Genomic DNA, 19,835 nt, shown 5'->3' on the forward strand with positions numbered 1-19,835 from the left:
GATAATTGGAGCGGAAGGATTGCCTTCCGGCTTCAATTATCCATTTTTCTTTTTTATCTGAAAACACATCTTTCTATTTACCTGTTTATGAAGAAAATGATTTTATCCTGCCTGGCTGCCAGTGTACTGATGGCCTGTGCGGACAACCGTCCGATGACGGTCGTTGTCAGCAATCCGCTTGATATGGAACGTTCGGGCGAGATGGTGGAGGTGTCCATGGACGAAATTGCCCGTCGCTTGCAGTTGGCCGACACGGCACAGATTGTGGTACTCGATGCCGAAGGGACGGAGGTCCCCTATCAGATTACCTATGACGACAAAGTGATCTTCCCTGCCACAGTGGCTGCCGGCGGCAAGGCTTCCTATATCATTCAGGAAGGCACGCCCCAGCCCGTTGAGGTGAAGACCTGCGGCCGTCAGTATCCCGAACGTCTGGACGACATGGCTTGGGAGAACGATCTTGTGGCCTTCCGTGCCTACGGTCCGGCCTTGCAGCAGACGGGTGAGCGCGGTTTCGGTTACGACCTGTTCCTGAAACGGGGAACATCGGAACCGGTTCTGGAGGATTTCTATGCCAAGGAATTGGATAAGGAAACCCGTGCGCGGGCAGCGGAACTGAGGAAAACCGATCCGAAGGCCGCCTCGGAGCTGTTGCAGTCCATTTCCTATCATATAGACCACGGATATGGCATGGACTGTTATGCCGTAGGTCCGACGTTGGGTGCGGGCGTGGCTGCGCTGGTGGCCGACGGCGAGATTGTCTATCCCTGGTGCTACAAGGATTTTGAGGTATTGGACAACGGTCCCTTGCGCTTTACGGTAAAGCTGGAGTTCAATCCGCTGACCGTGAAGGGCGACAGCAATGTGGTGGAGACGCGTGTCATTACGCTGGATGCCGGTTCGCACCTCAACAAGACACTTGTTGTCTATGCCGGTTTGCAGGAGGCTATGCCGGTTGTGACAGGCATCGTTCTGCACGATGACGGTGCGGTGGTGACCGATGCCGGAAACGGTTATATGACTTATGTGGACCCCACGACAGGCGAAGGTAATGGTAACATCTTTGTAGGTGCTGTGTTCCCCGCCAATGTCAAGGAAGCCAAGGTAGTGAAGTACACGGACGAGGAGAAGAAGCAGCACGGCAATGCCGAAGGACACGTGCTGGCTTTCAGCGACTACGAACCCGGTTCGGAGTACACCTATTACTGGGGCTTCGGTTGGGACAAGGCCGACATCAAGGATGCCGCCGCCTGGAATGCCTACGTATCTGCCTATGCGCAGAAGGTCCGCAATCCGCTGGAGGTGAGCGTTCAGTAATATGATTCCTTTTCAGGGAAAGAGTTGTTAAAACAATCCTTTTCCTTTATAGACCCATTCGGCTACATTTTTGGCCTCCAGCTTTTCTATCAGACGCTTGCGGTAGGTTTGGATGGTATTGACGCTGAGAAATAGCCGGTCAGATATTTCAGAAGTGCTGAGTCCTTTCGAGAGATAGGCCAGCACTTCTTTTTTATAGTCTAGGAACGTTGAGAAACAAGTCTTTATAAGTTCAGATGCCATGTTCGTGATAAATTGCGATATTATCTCCGAAAATCCATCAACTTGTGCAATTATTTTATTCGTTTTTTTTGAATATTAATAAAAAAACATTATTTTTGGCAGAATAAAGATTGAAACTTGCGAGCTCCTTTTTAATAGAGATGCTGATAACTTTTTACTAACTAACGTGAGTTCGAAATAAGAATCAGAAGATAGCCAGTTGCCCGTCATTGATAAAGTTCACATCAATGGCGGGCTTCTTCTCAAAAAAACAGTATGCCGCGATAGCAGACAGCGTATTTGCAATGAAGTTATTGAATGAACGGTGTCTGGAATGCTCTATCTGCGCAATGTTCTTCAGTTCGTCATTGACCGTTTCAATCAAGGCTCTTTTTCTGAGCAGGATCTTGTCGGCGATGCTCATCAGTGAATTTTTCATATTGTTTTTGACCTTGGTGACAAGTTGTATGCCGTTAAGGAAAAGATTCTCGAACAGAGCCTGGCCAATATATCCTTTGTCGGCACATAATTTCCCCTTTATGTTTTCCAGGAACCGGCCTTGCTTCAGAGGCTCGCGGTCATCCACGTTTCCGGGAGTGAGCATGAAATTCAGGATTTCGCCCTTGTCATTGATTATCAGGTGCAATTTGAATCCGAAGAACCAACCCATGGAACTTCTCCCACGCTCGGCAAGCCCCTCAAATGTTTTGTGAATCAATATACGTTGGTTGCGACAGACACGCAGGACTGTAGAATCGACAAAACTGATGCCGGTACATGTCCCCAACAGGACTTTCTTGATGAAAATGGTCAGGGGGAGCAGTAATTCCTTCTCCAGTTCCACAAAACGGTTATAGGAAACCTGTCTCGGGAAAAGGTGCTTCAGATGTTTGCAGACATATTCCTTGTAATAATGCTTGAAGCAGCGGAAACCGCCCGAGTGAAACAGGATAAGAATCACCATAATCTCTGCATCGCTCATACGGTTAGGCTTGTTACGATGTCTAGCCTTCTTGTCTTCAATCATATATTTTTCTTGTTGCAACGCAAATTCCTTGCAAAAATCATCGGCCATACAATAAATTTCCGTAATTTTAGACTCTGAGAACATAGCGGTAATCGTTTAAATGTTATAATTGAGTACTATAAATTTAATACTTTTATCGCTATGTTTCTAATTTTCAATGAGATATTTATTTACTTATATCGAATTCACGTTAACTAAAAAAAATAGCCATGGAAGAGAAAGTGAAGAAACAAAAATTTTTGCAGTTACAGTTTGGTATGTTGTTGGTTGTATGCACCTTGTTGCCCGATTTGGGGTCTTTATTGGGTGTTCCTGATTTTGATATTCCGGTATTTTGCTGTCAGTTAGTTGGCATTGTGCTCGGTGGAATAGCTCTGTTTTCTTTTTATCAGGCAATGGGAAATTCCTTGTCAGTACCTTTTTGGGTTTTGGCGGGGGGCGGTTTGTTTGTCGCTTTATTGTCACTGATTCCTAATATGCCTGTTTGGTTGGATTACGTGGGCCTGGTAGCCTTGTTGATAGCACTCTTTATGAGCAAGAGCTGCCTCAATATACAATGGAAGAACTGGGGAAGCCAGGGTGCTTATCTGATCTTGATGGCTATTCTGCTGCATGTGTATGATGGTATCGGTGATACGACCTTGACGGCTGTTGCAGCTTTGGTTGGTTTGATTCTCTATTTCATCGGTTTGGCCAAGCTGAAGGAAAGTCTGGATGCCGATGGTGTCAAGGGTGTATCACGTTTGAAGATTGCTGTTATCCTGAGTCTTGTGGCCGTAGTGTTCGGTTGGATTCCATTGTTGGGAGGTATCATTGCCGGTATTTTGTTGATTATTGCTTTCGTTGTAGAATATTTGGGTTATAGTGCCATGAAGCGTTCGGCTACCTTGGGTGTCGAAGGTCAGAATGGTGCCGGAAAGTTATGTTTCAGTATGATTGTATTGTTGATCGCGGCCTTCATCGATTTATTCCCGCTGACAGGAATGATTGTCGGTTTGATATCATTGGTTGCCCTTTGGCTGGCATTCCAAGGCTGGAATATGGTGCTTTTAGGTATGGAAGGTGAAATGGAGAAGCAAGAATAATCAAAAGTTAGGATGGTTGAATGGCTAGTGTATTTCTGTCTGCAGAGAAGACGGAAATACACTGTCGTTTATTTAGATAAAAGTGATGGGTATGAAATACAGATTCTTTATTTTGACAGCTTTCTTATTTATAATAGGATGGCTTTATATGGGTTGTAGTGATACCGAAAACAATTCGGCGCCTGAAGAGCCTTCCATTGAAATGGAAGGTGAGGTGGATGTGCGTCCTGTGGTAGGATCAGACGGTGGTACATCCACCGTGACATTTACGGCTTCGGGTGATTGGACAGCCAGTGTCAGTGCCGTAACCCGCACGCTGGACTGGCTGAGTGTTTCTCCTACACAGGGAGGGGCGGGTACCGTGACGCTTCAGATTAGTGCGCAGCCCAATGAATCGTATGACGAAAGGAATGCAGCTGTTCTACTGACTTGTGGGAATGCGCAGCAGACCATTACTGTCACACAAAAGCAGAAGGATGCTTTGCTGGTCAATTCTCATAAGGTAGAAATGGATGCAGAGGGCGGAACTTTCGGTATTGAATTGCAGGCTAATGTGACTGTAACTTATGAGATAGAAGAATCGGCCAAGAGTTGGCTGACTGCTGTATCTTCTTCTACCCGTGGTCTTACGACTTCTACCTTGAGCTTTCAAGTGGCAGAAAATCCGGATGTGTCTGTCCGTCAGGCGGTCATTACCCTGCGTGGTAATGACTTAAGAGAAGAAGTTACAGTTTATCAGGCGGGCAGTGAGCCAGCCATTCTGCTGTCGCAGAAAGAATATACAGTACCTTCCGACGGTGAAACCATTCAGGTGGAGCTGAAAAGCAATACGTCGTATAAGGTAGTGATGCCTGATGCTCCTTGGATTACGGAGACTTCTACCCGTGCCTTTTCAGCCTATACACATTACTTCACGGTAGCTGTGAACGAAAGTTATGATGCGCGGACGGCTGAGATATACTTTGTTGATGAAGAAAATGGTTTGCAGGAGAAGCTGATTGTGACTCAGGCCCAGAAAGATGCGATTGTCATTGCAGAGGATGAATATACAATGGATGCGGAAGGCGGGAGGTTGGAGTTTACAGTGAATGCTAATGTGGATTTTAAGATAGATATAGATGCCGATTGGATACGACAGATAGTTGCAACACGTGGTTTGGTGGAACATGCATTGATTTTTGAAGTTGATGGGAATAATGCAGATGAGTCTCGTAAGGCAATAATTACATTGAAAGCTGATGGTTTTAGTCAAGTGATAACGGTTGTTCAAAGAGGAAAATTCCAAACGGATGGAAACATTGATGATATTCCTATTCAACCATGGTAAATGATTTAAATGAATGATCTATGAAAAGAATAATATATTTAATTATAGCTTTATTTTTTGCGGCATGTTATGAGGAAGACGTTTTTACGACTATAACAGGTCAGGGTGTTCACGTGATTGCTAGTATCCCTTCCACGCGTACTACTTTTACTGAAGATGATGATGCCATCCATGTGACTTGGAATCAGGGAGATGTAATAGGAATATGTACAGAAGATCAATATAATTTGGGCTTTTCAGCGGAAACATCAGGAGCGGAAACATATTTTGAAAATACTGCTGAACAGTTGCAGGCAGTGGAAGGTGATAGTGTTTATGCCTATTACCCTCAAGTAGATAGTCAATCGTTTGATAAGAAAGATATAGTTAGAATACAGGGTAATAGTATACAGGATTATTATGCGAGCTCTTATGATGTTCTTTATGCAAAAGAAAAAGTTAGTAACAATCAGGTATTATTACGATTTAAACATTTATATGCTTACTTGAAAATCAGTCTGCCCTCCAGTTTACTGAAACCGGGTAGCACAGGTTCGTGGATTCAAATTACTTCGTCAGAAAATATAGGAGTTGACTATGAAAATACGTTTAATCTAAAGAATGGTGAAGTGACTGGTGTTGTAGACAATGTCATGTATCACATACCCGATACTGTCACTACAAAGGAAATTACCTGTTACATAGCAATTCTTCCTCAAAGTGAGAATGCTGTGTTGAACATCAATTTATTAGATTACGCTTTGGATGTTTGTTTACTGACAAAGCAAGCACCCGCTGGGGGATTCCTGGCTGGAAATGTTTATACGCTTGATTTAGATAACGAAATAGAGACTGCCAAGACCAAAGAACGTGAGGCTTTGGTTGCATTGTATAATGCGGCAGGAGGAAAAGATTGGATTAATCAGGATAATTGGTGTAGTGATAAACCCGTAAGTGAATGGGCTGGAGTAGAAGTGAATGAAGTCGGAATGGTTGTGTCATTATATGCTAGTGGAAATTCTTATGTTGGTTTTATACCTAAAGAAATTGCTAATTTAAGGTATTTGAGGAACTTAGCTATAAGTGGAAAATTGGACGCTGAAGAATCTTTTAAGAATATTAATACCTTGAGTAGCCTTAGGTATCTTTCCATCAGCTATACTCCTTGGAACATGGATATATCAAAGATTGATTTCTCTGCATTAAAGAATTTGGAAAGTTTTAGTGCTATTAATAGCCAGTTATATGGGAAATTGCCTGAATCAATGAAACAGCTTACAAAGATTAGAGAAATATGTATTTCAGACAATAGAAATATGAAAGAAGATGGAAGTTATTATGGCATAGATGGCGAGATTGCTTCATTTTTCCCATACTGGCCATATCTGGAACGTTTTGAGGCATCATCATGTATGTTGACGGGCTCTCTTCCTGAAATTTCTGATGAACAAGGATTGTTTATAAAAACATTTTTTGTTGATGACAATGCTTTTACAGGAAGTATTCCGGAAAGTCATGTGAAAATTCTGGATAATATGGTAGAAATACAAAATGATCCAAATATGGGATGGAACAGATTCGGGTATAATATTTCAAATAACTTGCTCTCAGGTAAAATTCCTGAAGTGATATTGCACCATGAAATATTTCCCATATATCTGTATCAGATAATGCTGCAGAATTATGAACCTTATGTGTTTGATAAAACGGATATCCCTTGGTGGACTTGTAATTTGAAATCGACGGATGGGGTTGAGTACAACTTTGCTGAAATATTTAAGTCTAATAGATATACTATCTTATGGAATTTGGCAGAGGAAGGTATGGCTATGAATAATGATGGCATGGAGTGGCCAAAGAAGATGGAAACCCTAATGAAGTTATATGGTGATAAAGGACTTGATATTTATGTGAATCAAAGTTTTGTTATGACAGATTCTAGAATGCAGGAGATAATGTCGTATATGCCAAGTGCTAAACTTATTTGTGTAGATAATAAGGGGAACAATCCTTATAATAAAGTAAGTTCATATTTGTTTCCAAATAATTATTTTTCAGCTTGTGCTGATGGTAGTGCTTACGGACAATTTTATATCATAGATTCTTTTGCATACCTTATTTATTGTGGATATGGAGGTGGTCCTCATATGAAGTATCTACATGGATATCCTGAAACGAATGAAGATATATTTGATTTTGTTGCTAATTTGTTTGGAGATTAATCTAAAACTTGGATAGGAAACATTTTCTTTTCTTCATAGGGGAAATATGGGTTTACAGCACCTTGAACTCATACCCTTCCTCCTTCAGGAAGCTGAGGGCACGGGGAAGGGCGTATTGCAGATTGCCGTTGTCCCACGACTTGAGGGAGTCGTGGAAGGTGATGATGGAGCCGTTGCGGGCGTAGCGCATGACGTTGGCCAGCACCTGCGGACCGCGGAGCTTCTTGCTGTAGTCGCGGGTGACGAGGTCCCACATCACAATCTTGTATTTCCGTTTCAGGACCATGTATTGGGCCCAGCCCATGTGGCCGTGCGGCGGACGGAACAGGAGGGGGCGGAGGGCCTTGTCGGTCGTTTCGGGGTCGCAGATGGAGAGCATGAAGTCGTTGGCCTCTTCCGTATTCTCCAGATAGCTGTAGGAGGTGAAGTATTTGCGGCTGAAGCCGCGGATGTGGTTGAAGGTGTGGTTGCCGATGCGGTGGCCGCGCTCCACAACCATGCGGAACTCCTTGGGATGCTTGCGGATGTTGTCGCCCACCATGAAGAAGGTGGCTTTGACGCCGTGCTTGTCCAGCAGGTCGAGCACCCACGGGGTTACTACGGGGATGGGACCGTCGTCGAAAGTCAGATAAACGGCTTTCTCGTCGGGATTCATCCGCCACAGAGCACTGGGGTAGAGTTTGCGAAATAATTCGGGGGGTTGCTCGATGAACACGGTGGTAGTGGTTAACGGTAAGTGATTAGCGGTTAACGGTGAGTAGTGAATTGCTGGAATACTCACCACTCACCGCTAACCGCTTATTTCATTCTGTTTACATACATATCATACAGTTCTTCCAACTTGGCCCGGTAGGTCTTGGCCAGCGGAGACTTGTATTGTTCCATCTTCTTAACTTCCTCGTTGAGCAGGGCCCAGTGGTACTCGTACTCTTGGGTGGAAATCATGAAGCGGCCTTCGTCGAGGCTCATGTACCAGGTCATGTATTCTACGGCCTTGTCGGCAAGGGCCTGGGCTATGCGGTCGCCTTTCTCGGTTTCGCCCAGCTTGTACCAGGCTTCGGCCATCTGGAGAGATCCGTTCTGCCAGTCGTAGGGCACATTCTCGGCCGGAATCATCTTCTCAGCATATTCCAGAGCGGCACGGGCCTTGTCGTTCTTTCCTTCGGCCAGCAGCTGCCCGATGAGCTGCGAGAAGATGCGGCGGTGCGAGTAGCACATGCGCATGGCGTTCTCGTCGATGTAGATGCCGGGTTTGTCGATGCCACCGAACTTGAACTTGTTCATCAAGTTGTCGTACATCTTTTCGCTGTCTATCTTCACGCCGGTCTTGTTGGTGTCGAAGGGAGTGAAGCGGTAGGCCAGACCTTCCTGGATGAAATAGTTGTCCAGGCCGAGCTGGTTCTCGTTACCTACGCTGACGGCGATGTAGATGGGACGCTCCCAGTTGGCTTCGGCCAGCATTTCGAGCATCATCAGTTCGTTCTTGTAGAGCGCACGCTTGGGGTGGTAGTTGCCCTGGTTGTCCTTGGTGCGGAGCTTGATGGGCATGTAGTCGGGGATGGAGTCGCCCGGCAGCAGCATGCCGCTGCGGCGTACGGCTTCCTTGTCCACCTTGATGACCACGCTGTCCGTGGGGATAACCTGCAGGTCCTTGTTCTTGTTGCGTACCCAGTACTTCAGAATGTTCTTCAGTTCGTAGGGATTCTCGCCGAACTCCTTCTGCACGTTGATCTTGGCTTCGGGGTTGCCTGCGAGCGCTTCCTTCTCAGCCTGTGCATAGAGGGCGTCGATGCTCTTCTTGTACTCGGGCTGGACGGGGATGTATTCGTTGGTCCCTTCGACGTAGTCCATGCGGTCCCAGGTGATGGGGAGCGACGGTGAGTCGTAGGCCGGACGCTTCATCTGGTCGATGTACCAGTCGGTGTTGAGGTACGACAGGTTGCAGGTACGCGCGTCTGTGCGGCAGCCTTCGGTCTCCTGGCTGTACCACAGGGGGAAGGTGTCGTTGTCGCCGTTGGTATAGATGATGGGGTTTCCGCTCTCTTGGAGGGACATCAGGTAGTTCTCGCCGAAGTCGCGTGCCATGTAGCGGTCGCTGCGGTCGTGGTCGTCCCAAGTCTGGCTGGCCATCTGGATGGGTACCAGCAGGCAGACGACGGAGACGATGAGGGCAACGGCCAGCGAGGGTTTCAGTTCGGAAGCTTCTGCGCCTTCGCCCGATGTTTCGGCCTGGGCGGCAGCTTTGCCCCGCATCCACTTGCTCAGCAACTGTATCAGTCCGGCCACACCCATGCCGATCCAGATGGCGAAGGCGTAGAACGAACCGGCGTAGGCATAGTCGCGTTCACGCGGCTGGCTGGGCGTCTGGTTGAGGTAGAGCACGATGGCGATGCCCGTCATGAAGAACAGGAAGAAGACTATCCAGAACTGCTGGATGCCCTTCTGTCCGCGGTAGGCCTGCCACAGCAGACCGATGATGCCCAGCAACAGGGGCAGGCCGTAGAATACGTTGTGTCCCTTGTTCTCCTTGAGCTCGGTGGGGAGCAGGGTCTGGTCGCCCACCAGCAGGTTGTCGATGAAGTCGATGCCCGTAATCCAGTTGCCGTGCTCTATCTCGCCGAAGCCTTGCAGGTCGTTCTGACGGCCCACGAAGTTCCACATGAAGTAGCGCCAGTACATCCAGTTGAGCTGGTAGGAGAAGAAGAACTTGATGTTCTCCCACTGGGTGGGCATCTTCACCATAATCATCTCGCCGCACTGGTCGTAGGGCACTTCGTAGCCTTTGACTTCCTGCCAGCTTTCGTATTGCTGCGTGTGCAGGCTGCTGTACATGCGGGGGAAGAGCATGTTCTGTGCATATTCGTATTCAATGCGTCCGGGTATTTCGATGTACGAGTCCTTTTCGTCGGGCGTAGCCTTTTCCTTGCGGATGAACTTGGTACCGTTGTACGAGATGCGCGGCTGGCAGTAGCCGTCCTTGACGTCGAGGGCCACTTTCGAGGTGTAAGCAGGTCCGTAGAACAGCGGGCGCGTGCCATACTGCTCGCGGCCCAGGTATTCGCCCAGCGTGAAGATGTCTTCGGGTGAGTTCTGGTCCATCGGCGTGTTGGCCGTGGAGCGGATGACGATGAGGGCGTACGACGAGTAGCCGATGACCATCATCATGGTGCACAGCAGGGCGGTGTTCAGCGTGCGGGCGCTGACGCGGTATTTCTCCTTCATGCGGGCCTGCATCTTCGGGCTGAGGTAGAGCCACAGCAGGGCGATGACCACGATGCCGATGACCACGGCGCTGGCTCCATGTCCGTAGAACGGGATGCCCAGCATGGCGATGGTCAGGACGAACGAGAGGGCCATGCGCAGCTTGTCCTTCTCGGTGTAGCTTTCGTACACACCCCAAATGAGACAGGCGGCCAGCAGAATGATGTAGACGATGACGCCCGTGTTGAACGGCATGCCCAGCGTGTTGACGAACAGCAGTTCGAACCATCCGCCTACCTTCACGATGCCCGGCACGATGCCGTAGAGCACGACGGCTACCAGTACGGCAGAGCCGATGAGTGCCAGCAGCGAGCCTTTCGCGTTGGCGTGGGGCACCTTCTTATAGTAGTAAACCAGCACGATGGCGGGCAGGCAGAGCAGGTTCAGCAGGTGGACGCCGATGCTAAGTCCCGTCAGGTAGGCTATCAGGATGAGCCAGCGGTCGCTGTGAGGCTGGTCGGCCACGTCTTCCCACTTCAATATCAGCCAGAACACGATGGCGGTGAACAGCGACGAGAACGCGTATACCTCGCCCTCGACGGCCGAGAACCAGAACGTGTCGCTGAACGTATAGGCCAGCGCACCCACCAGTCCGCTGCCCATGATGGTGACCATCTGTCCGCGGGTGATGTGGTTTTCGTCCTTGATGACCAGCTTGCGCACCAGGTGCGTGATGCTCCAGAAGAGGAACAGGATGCAGGCGCCGCTCATCAGCGCGCTCATATAGTTCACCATCCGTGCCACTTCCGAGGGGCCGGAGGCGAAGAGCGAGAAGAAGTTGGCCACGAGCATGAAGAACGGTGCTCCAGGCGGGTGTCCCACTTCCAGTTTATAACCGGTGGTGATGAATTCCGGGCAGTCCCAGAAACTGGCGGTCGGCTCGATGGTCAGGCAGTAGACCGTGGCCGCGATAAGGAAAGTAATCCAACCGACGAGGTTGTTTACGAACTTGTACTGTTTCATTCAGCGTGTAGATATAACGTTATAATCTGCGATGTTTCTATAAAAACGTCGCAAATATAAGCATTTCGTACTGAAAAGCATGCCGATGGGACTGATTATTAGGATAGCTTAAAGGATGTGCATGTAGAATGCGGCAATGTTTTACACCAAAACATTGCTTTCTTTGATGCAAAACATTGCTTTCTTTGGAGGAAAACATTGCTTCCTTTTCGACATGAGGTCGGAGCTTTCGGGATGTGGACTACGAGGTGTGCTTGCCCAGGATGCGGTGGGGCAGGTTGCCATGGCCCAGCAGCTCGATGGGACAGTTGAAGTTTTGCTCCAGCCACTCGCCCGTGATGCCCGTGTCGGGGTGGTAGTGCAGCGTCTCGTTGACGCAGGCGATGGACTTCACCTGCTGGAGCACGGTGCCGATGTCGTGGCTCACGAGAATGATGGCGCAGTCGCGGTTGATTTCGGCCAGCAGCTGGTAGAGGCGTGCCTCGAAGCGGCGGTCCAGGTAGGTGGCAGGCTCGTCGAGGATGACGACCTCGGGGTCGGAGACGACAGCCCGTCCCAGCAGGGCGCGTTGCAGCTGTCCGCCGCTCAGGGCGCCGATAGCCTTCTGCTCCATTCCCTCCAGCCCCATGCGGGCGATGACCTGGGCGGCCTTGGCGCGCTCGTCGGCAGTGAAGCGTGCGCTGAGGCCCTTGCGGCTGCTGAGGCCCGAGAGGATGACCTCCTGGACGGTGATGGGAAACTTGCGGTCGATGGCTGTGTACTGGGGCAGGTAGCCGATGGTAAGCGACGCCTGTCCGTCGGCCGGGCGTTGCGGATGGAAGGTGATGGTGCCGCTCTGCGGCTTCAGCAGGCCGAGGATGCACTTGATGAGTGTGGTCTTACCACCTCCGTTGGGGCCGATGATGCCCAGAAAGTCGCGGTCGTAGACGGTGAGGTCTACGTCGCGCAGCACGGTGCGGCCGTCGTAGCCGGCGTTGAGGTTCTGTATTTCGATGAGAGGGGTCATGGGAATGGATCATTAATAATGGAGAATGGAAAATTGATGCTTGGGGATGGTTGTCCATTATCAATTGTCCGTTGCCAATTCACGCGCTGTTTTCAGCATCTCCGCCTCCCAGTCGTAGGCCAGGGGATTGATGTCCACGACGCGGGTGCCTGTCTGCCGGGCGATGAGATCGGCGTTGCGGCGGTCGAACTCGGGCTGCACGAAGATGACGTGGATGTCTTCCTGCTTGCAGGCGTTGATGAGTTCCTTCAGGTGTGCGGGCGAGGGTTCTTTGCCTTCCGCCTCGATGGAGAGCTGCAGCAGACCGTAGTCGCGGGCGAAGTAGCTGAGGGCGGGATGATAAATCATGAAGGCATGGTCGGCTCCGGGCTGGGACAGCATCTGGCGGCAGAGGCTGTCGGTGCGGTCGATGACGGTGCACAGGCTGTCGTAGCGGGCCAGGTAGTCGTCGCGATGGTGACTGTCAAGGGCGCTGAGGGCCTTCAGAATGTTGGCCGCGATGATGCGGGCGTTGGCGGGCGAGTTCCACACGTGGGGTTCGGGGCCCTGGTGGATGTGGTAGGGCTCGTCCTCATGCAGCTCTTCGGGCAGGCCGTCCTGAAGGATGAGGTCGATGCCCCGTGAGGTGTCGAACACCTGCAAGTGGGGAGCGTTGTCCGTCAGCTTGTCCATCCACGTCTGTTCGAAGCCGATGTAGCCGATGCGCAGATAGGCCGTACTCTTGGAGAGCGACATCAGTTGGGCGGGGGTGGGGTCATAGGTTTCGGGGCTGCTGCCTTTAGGCACCATGCTGACCACGTCGAAACGGTCGCCGGCAATGGCTTCGGTGAAGTAGCGCAGCGGTTCGATGGTGACGGTGATGACGGGTTTCGTGTCGCCGTCGTCGGCCTTCGTTTTTTGTCCGGCAGGCTTGCAGGCGGCCAGCAGCAGGACCAGCAGTCCTATGGCGTATATCTTCTTCATATCCTGTAAACTTTACTCCTATTCCTTTAAATAATGTAAAACATTGCAAAGATAAGAAGAATATGGCAATTTATGGCGAAGAATCCTTCTTTTCTTTCCGAACCGCCTGCCAGCTGCTTGGGACGGTGGGTCAGGGCTTCGTGGCCCGCAGTATCTCGCGCTTGCCTCCCGGCGGGCCGGGCAGGCGTTCGGTGCGGAAGCCCGTCTGCTGCAACAGGCGCCGCACGGCTCCCTTGGCGCAGTAGGTGGTGAGGACGCCTCCTGACGAGAGGCAACGGTACAGGTTACGGAAGACCTCGGGTGTCCACAGGGCAGGCTGTTTTTCGGGTGCAAAGGCATCGAAGTAGACGAGGTCACAACGTAGGGATGGGTGTTCGTCGTCGGCCTGCCAGCAGCTCAGGTCGCGGCACAGCTTCAGCAGTCGGAAGGTGGGCGTCAGCTGCACTTCCTCTTCCCACGGCGCTTCGTGGAGGAGGCGCAGGCGCGGGTCGTCGCTGTAGTGAAGGGCCTCTACCTCGGGCCACGCCAGCGGATAGAGCTCGATGCCGGTGTAGTGGACGGAGCGTCCGGTTCGTTCGGCTTCCTGCAGGGTGAGCAGGGCGTTGAGGCCGGTACCGAAGCCCGCTTCAAGTATTCGCGGTGCAGGGGCTGTTGAGGCTTTCAGTCCCATGTCGATGAAGATGTGCTGCGACTCGGTACGGGCTCCCTTCACCGAATGATAATGTTCGTCCAGTTCGGGCACGTAGAGCGTGGCGCTGCCGTCCTGAGTCAGTTCGATGGTTCTGTGCATGGCTTTTTCTCAATGAGTTGTTAGAAACCTGCTGCCGAAATGGCTCCTTGGAGGGCCCACAACATCGCTATGTAGCGGAGCAGCTTGCCGGCAAACATGGAGAGGGTAGTCAGTGCAGTGTTACTGCGCATGAATCCCAACGCGATGGCAATGGCTTCGCCCACGAAAGGGAGGAAGGCGAAGAAGGCCATCAGGGCACCTTTTCCCTGGAGGAAGCGCATCATGCTGTCCACCTTTTCCCGCTTTACCTTAAAATATTTCTCTATCCACTCCGTCTTGCCCAGGCGGCCCATGTAGTAGCAGGTCAGTCCGCCTACAGTGTTGCCCACGGCTGCGGAGAGCACGCAGAGTGTCGGGCTCAGGCCCAGTTTGACCAGGGCGACGAGCACCAGTTCGGAACTGAAGGGCAGGATGCTGCCTGCCAGCAGGGCCGACAGGAACAGACCCACATACCCCCAGTCGATCAGCAGTTGGATGAGTGAATCTACAAAAGCGTCCATATCAGGTTGAAAATGAAGAGAGCCAGTGTGCCTGTCAGCGAGAAGATGAAGAATGCATTGGACAGACGGTTGTTGGTCAGGGCAAACAGATGGCCGGCCAGGATACTGGTGATGCACAGCAGTATCGGGCAGAAGCTGACGAACAGGAAAGGCTGCAGGAAAACATAGATGTAGAGACAAAGGCCGAAGAATGACAGGAAATACAGATAGGTACGCGTGCGTATCTTATCCTCGTAGCCGGCCACGATGCAATGGACAGCACTGACAGTAAAAAGTAGAAACAGAAACAGCAAGGAAACTCCGGGTATGGCTTCGAATCCCATACCGATAGGCTGGAAAACCTGTATTTCAATGATGCGTTGGAAAAAATCTGTCAGATTCCCAGTCAGTGTGGCATATCCCAACAGTAGCCACCAGGGAAAGGCGAAACCTACAACGGAGGCAGCCAGGCTTCTGGCATTCAGCGCATAAAAGCTGAAAGCTCCTATCCAAAGCAGGGGAGCCAGCAGCATATATGGAGGAGCGATGATACCTGCGATACCTGCTAAGGCGAAGGAATGAAACAGTTGGCTGGAAGTGCATTCTTCGCGATAACTGGCAAATAATAATTGTATCGCAATCAGATAACAGACCGTACACAATAATCCGGACAACGTTCCGTGAGCAAACGGACAGGCTCCTATCAGCAGGAAATAGATGGCACTTTGTATGGATGCTCTGACGCGGATCAGGGCAAATGCATTGTTCAGGTTGATGAGGAAGAAGGCGATGGCTCCGTGTAAAACAAAACTAATCAGCAACACAAGCCAATGGGGAAATGTTTCTGTTGTCAGGTTGCAGAGCCATTGGGGGGCCGTCATGGGCACCTCTGTATGGGAGTATAGTGGAGCAGCCACTATCCAGCAGATAATGGTTATCAGCATGGCGGCAGGCAGGGTGAACCTGCCTGCCGTCACTTTGTTCTGAAACCGTCGGTTTCTCATCGGCTTGCGGGTGGGTCGGTTAGAGGTCGAAGCCGATGTCGCGGCGGAAGTATTTCTTCTCGAAGTCAATCAGGTCGGCCACACGGTAGCTCTTCTGCAGGGCTTCTTCCTTGCTGTTGCCGTACGAGCAGACGGCAATGACGCGTCCGCCGTTGGTCACTACCTGACCGTCCTTCTGTGCCGTGCCGGCGTGAAAGAGGATGCTGTCCGTGGTGGCTGCCTGCTCCAAGCCGGTCATCACCTTGCCTTTCTCGTAGGCTTCGGGGTATCCGCCGCTCACCAGCATCACGCAGGCGGCCGTGCGCGGATCGAGAACCAGCTCTTTGGTGTCGAGGTTGCCGTCGCGTACGCCTTCGAACAAGTCCACCAGGTCACTCTGGATGCGCAGCATCACGCTTTCCGTCTCGGGGTCACCCATGCGGACGTTGTATTCGATGACCATTGGCTCACCTTTCACGTTGATAAGGCCCAGGAAGATGAAGCCCTTGTAGAGGATGTTCTCTTCTATGAGGCCGTTGATGGTGGGCTCGATGATGCGGGTGCGTACTTTTTCCATGAAGGCATCGTCGGCAAAGGGAACGGGCGTCACACTACCCATACCGCCGGTGTTCAGGCCCTTGTCGCCTTCACCGATGCGTTTGTAGTCTTTGGCTACGGGCAACACCTTGTAGTGACGTCCGTCAGTCAGTACGAAGACGGAGCATTCGATGCCGCTGAGGAACTCTTCGATGACCACCGTGGCACTGGCATCGCCGAACATGCCGCCCAACATCTCCTTCAGTTCACGCTTGGCTTCGTCCAACGTGGGCAGGATGAGCACACCCTTGCCGGCACAGAGACCGTCGGCCTTCAGCACGTAGGGGGCTTCGAGGCTTTCGAGGAAGGCGAAGCCTTCTTCCAGATTGGTGGCGGTGATGCTTTTGTAGCGGGCTGTGGGGATATGGTGGCGCTGCATGAAGCCCTTAGCGAACTCCTTGCTGCCTTCCAGTGTGGCTCCGGCCTTCGTGGGGCCTATTACGGCAATATGGTTTGTGGCGGCGTCTGCGGCAAAGTAGTCGTAGATGCCTTTTACCAGCGGGTCTTCGGGTCCCACTACAATCATTTCCACTCCGTTCTTCAGAACGAAGTCCTTGATGGCGGGGAAATCCGTAGCCTTGATGTCCACGTTCTCGCCCGCTCCGTGTGTACCTGCGTTGCCAGGGGCGATGTAGAGCTTCTCCACTTTGGGGCTTTGGGCTATCTTCCATGCCAGGGCATGTTCACGGCCGCCCGAGCCTAAGAGTAATATTTTCATGACTTTATGCTATTATATCGTTTGTCTTTATAAATAGTCCTCGAAATATCTTGTAATCTTCTCGTGCAAATGTACACGGTCGCGGCCCAGTACGTTGTGTTTGTGGCCGGGATAGATGAAGAGATCGGGATAAGTGCGTGCATCGACGCAAGCCTTTATGAACGACAGGGTATGCTGGGGCACACAGGTGTCGTCGTGGTCGTCGTGGATAATCATCAGGTGACCCTTGAGGTTGGGAGCCAAGTTCTTCAGGTTGCACTGCTTGTAGCCTTCGGGGTTGGTCTGCGGAGTGTCCATGTAGCGTTCGCCGTACATCACTTCGTAGTAGCTCCAGTCGATGACGGGGCCGCCTGCCACGCCCACCTTGAAGAGGTTGGGGTAGCGCAACATCAGGGCCGTGGTCATGTGGCCGCCGAAGCTCCAGCCGTGCACGCCAATGCGGTTGCCGTCCACGTAGGGCAGCGACTGAAGGAACTCGACGCCTTTCACCTGGTCTTTGCCTTCCTCGATGCCGAGGTGGCGGAAGGTGCAGTTTTCAAACTCCAGGCCGCGGTTCGAACTGCCTCGGTTGTCGAGGGTAAAGAGGATGTAGCCCTTGTTGGCCATATAGAGGTCCCAGCCGCGGGCGGCGTAGTTCCAGTTGTTGACAATCAGCTGGGCGTGCGGGCCGCCGTAGACGTAGACAATTGCAGGATATTTCTTCGTCGGGTCGAAGTCGGCGGGCTTGATGATGCGGTAGTAGAGGTCGGTCTTGCCGTCGGCAGCCTTGAGGGTACCTACTTCCACGCTGGGCATCTTGAAGCCTTCGAAGGGATTGGCGGCGGTGAGCAGGCGAACGGTCTCCTTGCCGTTGGCAGTGGATGTGATGTCGATGACGCGAGGTGCATCGGGGGCCGACCAGTTGTCCAGCAGGTAGGTGCCCGAGGCAGAGAGTTGCGCGTTGTGCACACCCTGACCGTTGTCTATCGGAGTCAGCTTGCCGTTGGCAATGCTTACCTTATATATATTGCTCTGCAGGGGCGACTCTTTGGTGGCGGCGATGATGACTTCCTTCTTCTTGGCGTTGAAGCCCAGGATGCTCTGTACGAGCCATTCACCCGAAGTGAGCTGTACGCCTGCGGCTCCGGCGGGAGTCTTTCCCTTTCCGGCCTTCTCGATAGTCTTCCACAGTTTCTCTACCTCTCCTTTGGTGAGCTTCTGGGGCTGGATGGCGTGGAGTTGCTTCAGGTCGTACAGATAGAGGTGGTTGTAACCGTCGCATTGACTTTGGTAGATGAACTTGTTGCTATCCCACGGCAGGAACTGGATGGGGTTCTGCGGCTCCACATACTTGGGATGCGTCTCCTCGATGAGCACCTGCATCAGTTCGCCCGATGCGGCGTTGTATTGGCAGAGCTTGGAGTGGTTCTGGTCGCGGTTCAGCTCAATGAGGAAGAGCGACTTCTCGTCGGCTGCCCACGCGATGTTGGTGAAGTAGCGGTCGGTGGGGTCGCCTGTGTTCAGGTAGACGGTCTGGCCGTTGGCAGGGTTGTAGATGCCCACCTGTACCTTATGGCTCGTCATGCCGGCCATGGGGTAGCGGATGTTGTTCACCTCACCCACACGTGCGGTGATGTCTACCAGCGGATATTGGGTTACCATCGATTCGTCCATGCGGTAGAAGGCCAGCAGCGTGCCTTTCGGGCTCCAGAAGGTGCCTTTGGAGATGCCGAACTCGTTGCGGTGAACCGATTGTCCGCACACGATGCCTTCGGGTTCGTCGGTCACCTGCTTGTTGTCCACGTAGAGGTTGTTTTTCAGGGTGTAGGCCACGTGTCCGCCTGCCACGGTATAGTCCGTGTTGGCGGCCTGCTTGTCAAAAGTCAGGACATTGGTAGCCTTTCCTGCCTTCCAGTCGTAGGTGATGTATCGGCCGGGCAGGGCGATGAGGAGTTTCGTTTGGTCTTCCCACGGCAGCTGTACGTTGTAGAGGTGCGACAGCTTGCCCAGCTTTTCGGCTTCGAGTGCCTGGTTGATGCTTTCACGGGTCGTGAGCAATGTCTCCTTACCGTTCTTGGGGTTGACGGCCACGAGGGAGTCGATGCCCGGCTTGATGCACTGGTCGCCCCACCACTGCAGGCCGTAGAGGCTCTCGGCGTAGCGGTAGGTTGCTCCGCCGGGGATGAGGTCTTCCAGCGTGGGGTATTTCAGTTCGTTCGTTGCAGTTTCTTGTGCCATAATGGATGTTCCTGATAAGGCGGGCACGGCAAGCAGCAGTGCGATGATGCCTTTACTGATGATCTTCATATTCTTGTGGGTTATGGGTATTATCTGTTTCATTACTTTCTTTTCGGAAGCCTTTCACCTCCACTCGTCCCAATGGGGCCGTTTTGCTCTGAATGGTAGCGCTGAGGCGGGCAAAGGCGGAAAACAGTTCGTCGAACTGCTGTTCGTAATTCTCCCTGTCGGATGAAATGTCTTCTTCAAGATACTCGATGCGTTTGCGCAACTCTTCCAACTCCTGTTTCGGAGCATGGGTCAGCAGATATTGTCTCATGCGGACGAAGGCGCGCATGATATTGATGTTGACCTGGATGGCGCGGGGACTGTTCAGCAATCCGGAAAGCATGGCTACGCCTTGTTCTGTAAAGGCAAAAGGTGCATAGCGCAGTCCTCCTTTGTTTGAGGTGCCAAATTGGCACCTCAATTTGATTGTCAATGAGTTAAGCTCTTCATTGGAGAGCTGGAAGAGGAAATCTTCAGGGAAACGTATCATGTTTCTCCTGACAATCCGCTTGAGATATTTTGTTTCTACCTCATACATCTCAGCCAAGTCAAAGTCCAGCATTACCTTCTGTCCTCTGATTTCGTATATCTTGTTTTCTATGACTGACAGTTCGTCCATGGAAATTCCGTT

At 51.5% G+C, this 19,835-nt stretch carries 16 protein-coding genes; 4 read left to right on the plus strand and 12 right to left on the minus strand.

Annotated features, from left to right (window positions below; translation table 11 throughout):
- Positions 1-87 precede the first annotated feature (87 nt).
- Entirely contained in the window at positions 88-1,317 is a 1,230-nt protein-coding gene (locus tag BQ7483_RS15110) for a DUF4861 domain-containing protein (RefSeq protein WP_072546458.1), read from the plus strand.
- A gap of 27 nt (positions 1,318-1,344) precedes the next feature.
- On the opposite strand, the gene BQ7483_RS17365 is transcribed toward BQ7483_RS15110, so the two are convergent.
- Positions 1,345-1,503 carry a response regulator transcription factor gene (locus BQ7483_RS17365; protein WP_235847380.1) on the minus strand — a complete coding sequence of 53 codons (159 nt, stop codon included), beginning with the start codon at positions 1,501-1,503 and terminating at the stop codon, positions 1,345-1,347.
- Between the two features lie 241 nt (positions 1,504-1,744).
- Positions 1,745-2,650 carry an IS982 family transposase gene (locus BQ7483_RS15120; protein WP_072544396.1) on the minus strand — a complete coding sequence of 302 codons (906 nt, stop codon included), beginning with the start codon at positions 2,648-2,650 and terminating at the stop codon, positions 1,745-1,747.
- A gap of 125 nt (positions 2,651-2,775) precedes the next feature.
- Here BQ7483_RS15120 and BQ7483_RS15125 point away from each other — a divergent pair, with 125 nt between their 5' ends.
- The 3 genes from BQ7483_RS15125 (at position 2,776) to BQ7483_RS15135 (ending at position 7,179) form a co-directional block, all read left to right on the plus strand.
- A complete protein-coding gene (locus BQ7483_RS15125; protein WP_235847381.1) occupies positions 2,776-3,651 on the plus strand; it encodes a hypothetical protein in 876 nt (291 codons plus the stop codon).
- Positions 3,652-3,742: 91 nt separating this feature from the next.
- Positions 3,743-4,978, plus strand: coding sequence for a BACON domain-containing protein (locus tag BQ7483_RS15130; protein ID WP_162274261.1), 1,236 nt, complete (start codon positions 3,743-3,745; stop codon positions 4,976-4,978).
- 20 nt (positions 4,979-4,998) lie between these two features.
- The gene (locus tag BQ7483_RS15135) at positions 4,999-7,179 is read left to right on the plus strand and encodes a fimbrillin family protein (RefSeq protein ID WP_072546460.1); all 2,181 of its coding nucleotides are present in this window, start codon (positions 4,999-5,001) and stop codon (positions 7,177-7,179) included.
- A 52-nt stretch (positions 7,180-7,231) separates the two neighbouring features.
- Here the strand turns inward: BQ7483_RS15135 and BQ7483_RS15140 are convergent, their stop codons facing one another.
- The 10 genes from BQ7483_RS15140 to BQ7483_RS15185 form a co-directional block, all read right to left on the minus strand.
- Complete coding sequence (locus tag BQ7483_RS15140; protein ID WP_072546461.1) at positions 7,232-7,894, minus strand: polysaccharide deacetylase family protein; 663 nt, start codon at positions 7,892-7,894, stop codon at positions 7,232-7,234.
- An 83-nt stretch (positions 7,895-7,977) separates the two neighbouring features.
- Positions 7,978-11,403, minus strand: coding sequence for a protein O-mannosyl-transferase family (locus BQ7483_RS15145; protein ID WP_022021808.1), 3,426 nt, complete (start codon positions 11,401-11,403; stop codon positions 7,978-7,980).
- 241 nt (positions 11,404-11,644) lie between these two features.
- Entirely contained in the window at positions 11,645-12,409 is a 765-nt protein-coding gene (locus tag BQ7483_RS15150; protein WP_083535760.1) for a metal ABC transporter ATP-binding protein, read from the minus strand.
- 60 nt (positions 12,410-12,469) lie between these two features.
- Complete coding sequence (locus BQ7483_RS15155) at positions 12,470-13,372, minus strand: metal ABC transporter solute-binding protein, Zn/Mn family (RefSeq protein ID WP_072546463.1); 903 nt, start codon at positions 13,370-13,372, stop codon at positions 12,470-12,472.
- Positions 13,373-13,502: 130 nt separating this feature from the next.
- Entirely contained in the window at positions 13,503-14,162 is a 660-nt protein-coding gene (gene mnmD / locus BQ7483_RS15160) for a tRNA (5-methylaminomethyl-2-thiouridine)(34)-methyltransferase MnmC2 (RefSeq protein ID WP_072546464.1), read from the minus strand.
- A gap of 20 nt (positions 14,163-14,182) precedes the next feature.
- Positions 14,183-14,662: a YqaA family protein gene (locus tag BQ7483_RS15165; protein ID WP_022021812.1), complete on the minus strand. Its 480-nt coding sequence runs from the start codon at positions 14,660-14,662 to the stop codon at positions 14,183-14,185.
- On the minus strand, positions 14,647-15,645 hold the full coding sequence (locus tag BQ7483_RS15170) for a hypothetical protein (protein ID WP_072546465.1): 999 nt from the start codon (positions 15,643-15,645) through the stop codon (positions 14,647-14,649). Before BQ7483_RS15170 ends, BQ7483_RS15165 begins: the two co-directional genes overlap by 16 nt.
- 19 nt (positions 15,646-15,664) lie before the next feature.
- Entirely contained in the window at positions 15,665-16,939 is a 1,275-nt protein-coding gene (gene purD / locus BQ7483_RS15175) for a phosphoribosylamine--glycine ligase (RefSeq protein WP_072546466.1), read from the minus strand.
- Positions 16,940-16,966: 27 nt separating this feature from the next.
- Positions 16,967-19,225 (minus strand): S9 family peptidase, encoded by a 2,259-nt coding sequence (locus BQ7483_RS15180; RefSeq protein WP_072546467.1) that lies wholly within the window; start codon positions 19,223-19,225, stop codon positions 16,967-16,969.
- Positions 19,209-19,823: an ORF6N domain-containing protein gene (locus BQ7483_RS15185; protein ID WP_072546468.1), complete on the minus strand. Its 615-nt coding sequence runs from the start codon at positions 19,821-19,823 to the stop codon at positions 19,209-19,211. Before BQ7483_RS15185 ends, BQ7483_RS15180 begins: the two co-directional genes overlap by 17 nt.
- Positions 19,824-19,835: the final 12 nt, after the last annotated feature.

This window comes from Mediterranea massiliensis (assembly GCF_900128475.1).
Taxonomy (GTDB): domain Bacteria; phylum Bacteroidota; class Bacteroidia; order Bacteroidales; family Bacteroidaceae; genus Bacteroides; species Bacteroides massiliensis_E.

Bases quoted from the DNA above. Each gene is read 5' to 3' on its own strand.
- BQ7483_RS15110 (WP_072546458.1), top strand. From the start codon at position 88: ATGAAGAAAATGATTTTATCCTGCCTGGCTGCCAGTGTACTGATGGCC.
- BQ7483_RS15120 (WP_072544396.1), bottom strand. From the start codon at position 2,650: ATGTTCTCAGAGTCTAAAATTACGGAAATTTATTGTATGGCCGATGAT.
- BQ7483_RS15125 (WP_235847381.1), top strand. From the start codon at position 2,776: ATGGAAGAGAAAGTGAAGAAACAAAAATTTTTGCAGTTACAGTTTGGT.
- BQ7483_RS15130 (WP_162274261.1), top strand. From the start codon at position 3,743: ATGAAATACAGATTCTTTATTTTGACAGCTTTCTTATTTATAATAGGA.
- BQ7483_RS15135 (WP_072546460.1), top strand. From the start codon at position 4,999: ATGAAAAGAATAATATATTTAATTATAGCTTTATTTTTTGCGGCATGT.
- BQ7483_RS15145 (WP_022021808.1), bottom strand. From the start codon at position 11,403: ATGAAACAGTACAAGTTCGTAAACAACCTCGTCGGTTGGATTACTTTC.
- BQ7483_RS15150 (WP_083535760.1), bottom strand. From the start codon at position 12,409: ATGACCCCTCTCATCGAAATACAGAACCTCAACGCCGGCTACGACGGC.
- BQ7483_RS15155 (WP_072546463.1), bottom strand. From the start codon at position 13,372: ATGAAGAAGATATACGCCATAGGACTGCTGGTCCTGCTGCTGGCCGCC.
- mnmD (WP_072546464.1), bottom strand. From the start codon at position 14,162: ATGCACAGAACCATCGAACTGACTCAGGACGGCAGCGCCACGCTCTAC.
- BQ7483_RS15165 (WP_022021812.1), bottom strand. From the start codon at position 14,662: ATGGACGCTTTTGTAGATTCACTCATCCAACTGCTGATCGACTGGGGG.
- BQ7483_RS15170 (WP_072546465.1), bottom strand. From the start codon at position 15,645: ATGAGAAACCGACGGTTTCAGAACAAAGTGACGGCAGGCAGGTTCACC.
- purD (WP_072546466.1), bottom strand. From the start codon at position 16,939: ATGAAAATATTACTCTTAGGCTCGGGCGGCCGTGAACATGCCCTGGCA.
- BQ7483_RS15180 (WP_072546467.1), bottom strand. From the start codon at position 19,225: ATGAAGATCATCAGTAAAGGCATCATCGCACTGCTGCTTGCCGTGCCC.
- BQ7483_RS15185 (WP_072546468.1), bottom strand. From the start codon at position 19,823: ATGGACGAACTGTCAGTCATAGAAAACAAGATATACGAAATCAGAGGA.